The sequence below is a fragment of the Pseudomonas sp. SMN11 genome, assembly GCF_052041945.1.
GTDB lineage: Bacteria > Pseudomonadota > Gammaproteobacteria > Pseudomonadales > Pseudomonadaceae > Aquipseudomonas.
Window position 1 is genome coordinate 1 of record NZ_JBKGGW010000111.1, and the last position, 253, is coordinate 253.

At 60.5% G+C, this 253-nt stretch carries 1 protein-coding gene; it reads right to left on the reverse strand.

Annotation, left to right across the window (positions count from 1 at the left end; genetic code table 11):
* Positions 1–253 (reverse strand): immunoglobulin-like domain-containing protein (locus tag ACLEJU_RS28780; protein WP_440776794.1); only part of this gene is annotated, 253 nt, incomplete at both ends.

Here is a 253-nt window from a genome sequence, read left to right on the forward strand (position 1 = left end):
CACCGCTTCGAAGTTACCGCCATTCACGTCCGTCACGGTTGCGGTCAGCTTCGACGGATCGGTGTAAACGTCGTCACCGTTGGCGTTCGGCACCTGGAGGGTGCCTTTACCGGTGGAATCCACATTCACGGTGTAGTTGGTGCCGCCCACGTTGACCGTCAGGGTCACGGTGGTACCGGCTGGCGGCGGATTGCTCAGCTGGAAGTTGAAGGTGACATTGGTATCGCCTTCCTTCGCCGGCTCAGCGGAAACC